Below are 5,163 nucleotides of genomic sequence, written 5' to 3'. Positions count from 1 at the left end.
CGCTGTAGATCCCCACACCTCCCTGACTCGGCAGAAAGGCTTCAAGGTGGACGACTTTTACGCCGCCCGCAGCAGGACTATCCCGCCGCTACCGTGGTCGAATATTGCTCCGCCGTTCTCAGCCGATCCAAGATCCGAACCACGAGGACTGGATCATGGACATTCTCCAGGTCGGCGAGGGCAAGCTGCTGACATGCTGGCACGTCTGCGAGACGCTGCGAGTGCGGGAGCGCCAAGCATATTACTACGCGAACTCGCGTATTGGCGACCATGAGGCGCAGCGACCGTATCCCGTGGTGGCGCAGATCAACTTCATAGATCCCAGAACGGATGCGGGAAACCCGCTGATCGACGTTGGGATGCTCATCTCGCCGGCGATCCACTCGGAGGAAGCCCCATACCTCGTACCGAAGGTGACATGGGGCGACTCTACTCGTCTCGGTGTCGGTGACCGAGTCGTGATCGGGGGATTCCCGCTCGGCAGGGACCTGTTCTTCGCTTCGGCGACCAACCGCGGCCTCGTGCAGCCATCGTTTTTCGAGGGCATCATCAGCGCTATCATCCCGGCGATCCAGCACAGCAGGGTGAGAGTAGGCTGCTGCAGATCAGCTCCGTTAACCTCGGCGGGATCAGCGGCGGCGTGGTCGCGGAACCTTCGACGGGTAAGGTCCTTGGCATTGTGACCAGCGGCCTTGACAGCGAAGGCGTGTCGCTCCCAGTCACGTTCGCTGTCCCCTCGGAGGTGCTGCAGCCTTGGTCGGATTCGATTAGCTACACGACGCAGAGGGGGCGAACCTGCAGGTAAGAGCATCCGATTAGAGGGCAGGTTCTGGCAACAGCTGCCGTTAGACACGTCAAGCGGGAACGGCAGGAATGTCCCACGAAACGGCGTTCCGCTTCCGGCAGCACGCCACCAACTTACGCCATTCGGCCGCGGCTGGGGAATGTCTGCTCAAGCCGGAACCGGTAATTCACAAGTTCGACAGTTGCCGGGGAGCACGGCGCCAATTGAAGGCGTTGCTGGCCAGTGCTCCTTCCTAACTGCGGCCTGTCCGGTTCATGCCCGCGTCGCGCGGCCAGCATGGTGCGGAATGGGCTCACTTTCACCTCAAGGAGCGAGATAATTGTCGTTCATCGCTGGATCCGGTTGGAACCTGTCGATGATTAATCGAATGCGGCCATCCTCCAGTGAGAGTGCGTCGAAGCGATCAAGGGCGCTATTCACGCGCGTGCATTGATCCTCATTTAGGTAGAAGCGGCGATCGACCAAATAGTTGCGCGGGGCGTAGTGGCTGTCGAGCGTCGCGTTTTCGAGCGTTGTGATCATCGTTTCGATCTCGGCAACTGAAACCCGCGGGCGCAGCAGGGGGACAATGTCCAGCGTCCCGTCCTCGGAAATGACAAATGCCAAACGCTTTGCTGTGCTTGTGTCGACATAGCGGATCGCGGAATTATACCGGGCGCCGCGAGATGGGGTGCACCTGTCGTTTGCCGCGCCGTCCAAAATAACGCCGATCGCATGGCATACGCCTTGAGGATCCGCGAGGATCGTACCGTCGATACGAGAAGCTCGGTCGATGAGATCGGGTGTGAGCGGCGTGGGCTCGATCCGCGTCCCTTGAAGGTCGAGTCTCTCGGCTTCGATCGCAGCGTCTTCGGCAACCACCAGCATGCATCCGCGTGATTGCTCCAATAGTACCTTTAGCACGCCGCGATAGCGGGCGGCGGCTTCGTCTCCCGCCGAGAGAAAGATCCGCTTGAAATTGTCGAGGAACCGAGAATCGCTAATCAATTCTTGCGGGAGGCGAGGTTCGCCAAACTGCGTGCGCAGCAAGATTCGATTGCCGTGGCGGAAATCCCATTGCTGCTGGTCGAAGAACTCGACGCTGCAGGAGGGTGTGTCATCCTCGGCGATGCGGCCGAATCCGTAGATCGACTGGTAGCCCGTAATGAGCGCCATGTCGCCCGATCCCATTTGCAGAAGTTTCCGCGCCCATCGCGTGTCACGCAGCTGTACCGGCTCGGCGAGCTTCATGACATAGTCGAGCTTCGGGTCGTCTGCCTTTGCGAGGATCATCCGTCCGCGCCCCTTTGTGCCTTCATACATCAGGCGTGAAATGGCGTTGAACTCACTAAAAATGTCCGAATAGGCCATTTCGCCTGAGAGAAACGGCGTTCTCATGAAGTTGCTGGCGGCCTGGCGCGCTATCTCTTCCGCGGAGCGAAATCCGTCATCGATGAACCGCCCGGGCTGGGGGAGTTCCAATGCCCGTTCCGCCTCGCGTAGTAACGCTTGGATGCAGGACAATAGAAAGCTGCTTTCCGCCGGCTCCCCCATCCACTCATAGGAAATCGGTGGAAACTTGGCGAACAACGCTTCTGGCGCCTGCACTACCGTAACGACATAATAGCCGTCGATTGGTCTCGCCCGGCTAACGAAGCTACGAACGCCGTGGGCCACGTATGCGCGATCCAGATCGCGCTTGACCGCTTCAGTAACTACCGATCGGCAGATATTCTCTGGCTTGTCCCGCATCGTCTGCTCGTCACCGTAGAACATCCGTTGATCTGGATGCTGCCGCCAAGCCACCTCGAGACTCTCTGGCGTTGTTGAGAACAGGGATTGCGGCCATGGCCCCTCCTCAGGTTCGATGCAGATGTCGTGGCGTCCGGGGATGGCTGGCCAGGCGATCCCCACTAGGAAAACATGAGGTTCCGCATCGGCGCCGATCCGTTCGAAAACATTCTTGGCTCTGACTTCGACCGAAATTCGGAGCGAATGCTGATAGGGAAAGAGGAATTGCTCAATCAGCCGCGGTCTCATGGTAGCACTCCGTTCATCAGCGCGCTGCCCAATCGTGTTCAGCTGCGTCAACGAAAGTCTTGAAAGCTGCCGGCCGCCAACAAACGCTAGGACCATCGCGAACCAACCAATGCTGGTCGTTAGCGCAAGAAAGCTTGCTCGGATCTATGGCGCGCAGCCAGGCAAGCGCATTGGCCACGCAGCTTTGGTGGTTTCGGCCGAAGAGGGAGTCGGGCACATTCCATAACATGCCTTCGATGAAGTAGGAGGGCGCCAAGCCCTGAGGAAGCACCCCCTCACGTATCATTGCGTTGCGCCAATTCTTGAAGATGCGAACCAGTGGCTTGACCCAACCCCCGGTCGCCTGGTGCTTCGATGTTAAATTCGCGCTATGCTGCTTGGGGTAATTCTCAATCCTACCGCCGATTGGCGGCCAGAAGCAGATACCTTCCGCGTAGTCCGAGCTGTAGGGATAGGCGTAGGATCGGTAGTGGCGATACTGCGCGCATGCGAGGACGTCCGAATCGCGGCGACCTCCCGAGCCCGGCACGAAGATCGCCTTGCCGCTTGGATCAACGCGGCTGCCAAAATTACTCATGAGCCAAGCCGCGACTTCGCGCTTAAAATCGCTAACCTGATAGCTGGCCGCTGACCAATCGAAATCATGCCGCAGCTTGTCGGGCGGCGTTAACGCCTCGATATTCTCATAATACGTCGAGGTCAGGCAGATCACAATGTCGACATCGCTATCGGCGTAGATATTGGTATCGTTGCCGTAGGAGCCCTGCAAAAATATCTCGAAATTGCGGGATGCGTAAGGCGCGTTTGGACTGAGCAGTACGCGTCGTGTTGCTTCGTAGGTGCTGGCTGACTGAACTGTGGATCCCTGATGCGCCCAAGTCTCGAGCTGGTTCTCGGCAATCGGCATCCTAGGCTTCCAAGAGTTCGCGTAGCGCGGATTCACGTGCAGCGAACGACTCCGCCCCACGCTGACGCAGTAGGCTCAACTTGTCCAAATCGTACTCGAACATGTCAGTTGCCAGCTCAGGCTGATCGAACGCGTCATTAATCCGGACTGTGGCGACATCAGCATAAATCAGGGTGCGCAACTGCTCCATCGACGCGGTGTTCACCTCGAGCGTCTTTTGCAGAAGGCGCACGCTTACCAGCATGCTCGCGAGCGAGGAGGAAAGTCGTTTGCGCGGCGGATATTCTCCCACACCGATACTTACGACCCGCAACGCGGTTCGCGGTTGGCCCAAGGCATCCATCGCGTCGGCGATGGCATAGAGCGTCGGATTATTCGCGCAGAAGCCGCCGTCGATGAGCACCACCCGGTCGCCTCTCGAAGTGCGAAGTTCAGTTTTTTCGAAGAAGGGATAGGCGGAGCAGGAGGCTTTGACTGCTTCCGCGATCGTGACACCGAATCCGGGAACGAAGCTTGCGCGGCGGCCATGTGCCTGGGCAGCTTCTGCCTTAAATATCATCGGACGCTCGTTGTCCCAATTGGTGGCGACAATGCCAACGCCGGTCTTGAACGCTTCGAACCTCGTGTCACCCAGCACTTCGTGGGCGAGTTTAGCTAGCGCAGCCGATTTGCCGGAGCTGGTACGCGCCCGCATGATCGCAGGGACGTGCTTGCAGTAAAGCTTGTGGATGTCGTCGACCTTGTGTCCGAGCGCGAGTAGCGCGGCGATGATCGAGCCGGTGCTTGTTCCAAAAATCAGCCGGAATGTCTCGCATATTAATCGGCCGGTCATCGCTTCGATTTCGCGTAACACGCCAAGCGTGTAGAACCCCTTCGCGCCCCCACCATCGAGACTGAGGATAGGAAAGCGCGCTTCGTCCTTCTTGCTATCACCCGATGACAGCTGATCTTTTTCCCGGGGAGGTGCTTTCGCCATCCTTATGCTATTGCGCGACTTAACGGCGATGGCAATCGCTAGCCCGACTATGATGAGCACTGCCGGGGTAGCGGAGCGTTTGAATGCCAACGCAATGAGCAAAAAGGTGCCTACGAACTGTCCGTCGTCAGAACATTTGGCACAACTCGCGGCGTAAATTAGCGGAGTGTGAGCCTCGTCCTGGGTTAGATTTTAAGCGGCTAGTTTGCGGTGAAGCAAGCGCCGATGTTCGATGGTCTGTCGTTTGATCCTTTCGCGCTGTTTGATGATGGCTGCAGCCCTGCCGAAGTAGGCATCAGCGGGCGTCACGTTGTCCAGGCTCTCGTGATAACGCTGGTGGTTGTAGTGCTCGACGAACGCCTCGATCTGGGCTTCAAGGTTGCCGGGCAGGAAGTAGTTTTCCAAGAGGATGCGGTTTTTCAGGGTCTGGTGCCAGCGCTCGATCTTGCCCTGCGT

The 5,163-nt window shown here is 58.3% G+C and carries 5 protein-coding genes; 1 reads left to right on the top strand and 4 read right to left on the bottom strand.

What is annotated here, in order from left to right; translation table 11 throughout:
- Positions 1-155: 155 nt before the first annotated feature.
- Positions 156-683: a hypothetical protein gene (locus tag Q4610_RS21300; RefSeq protein ID WP_304537794.1), complete on the top strand. Its 528-nt coding sequence runs from the start codon at positions 156-158 to the stop codon at positions 681-683.
- Positions 684-1,108: 425 nt separating this feature from the next.
- Here Q4610_RS21300 and Q4610_RS21295 read toward each other — a convergent pair whose 3' ends face one another.
- From Q4610_RS21295 to Q4610_RS21280, 4 genes are all read right to left on the bottom strand, one after another.
- Positions 1,109-2,824: a diadenylate cyclase gene (locus Q4610_RS21295; RefSeq protein ID WP_304537793.1), complete on the bottom strand. Its 1,716-nt coding sequence runs from the start codon at positions 2,822-2,824 to the stop codon at positions 1,109-1,111.
- Between the two features lie 16 nt (positions 2,825-2,840).
- Positions 2,841-3,731, bottom strand: coding sequence for a nucleotidyltransferase domain-containing protein (locus tag Q4610_RS21290; protein WP_304537792.1), 891 nt, complete (start codon positions 3,729-3,731; stop codon positions 2,841-2,843).
- A 1-nt stretch (position 3,732) separates the two neighbouring features.
- A complete protein-coding gene (locus tag Q4610_RS21285) occupies positions 3,733-4,707 on the bottom strand; it encodes a patatin-like phospholipase family protein (protein WP_304537791.1) in 975 nt (324 codons plus the stop codon).
- Between the two features lie 192 nt (positions 4,708-4,899).
- Positions 4,900-5,163 (bottom strand): integrase core domain-containing protein (locus tag Q4610_RS21280; protein ID WP_304537790.1); only part of this gene is annotated, 264 nt, incomplete at its 5' end.

It is taken from the genome of Sphingobium cyanobacteriorum, from assembly GCF_030580935.1.
Classification (GTDB): Bacteria; Pseudomonadota; Alphaproteobacteria; order Sphingomonadales; family Sphingomonadaceae; genus Sphingobium; species Sphingobium cyanobacteriorum.
The sequence above is the reverse complement of the archived record's forward strand: the minus strand, read 5'-3'. Positions and strand labels throughout refer to the sequence as shown.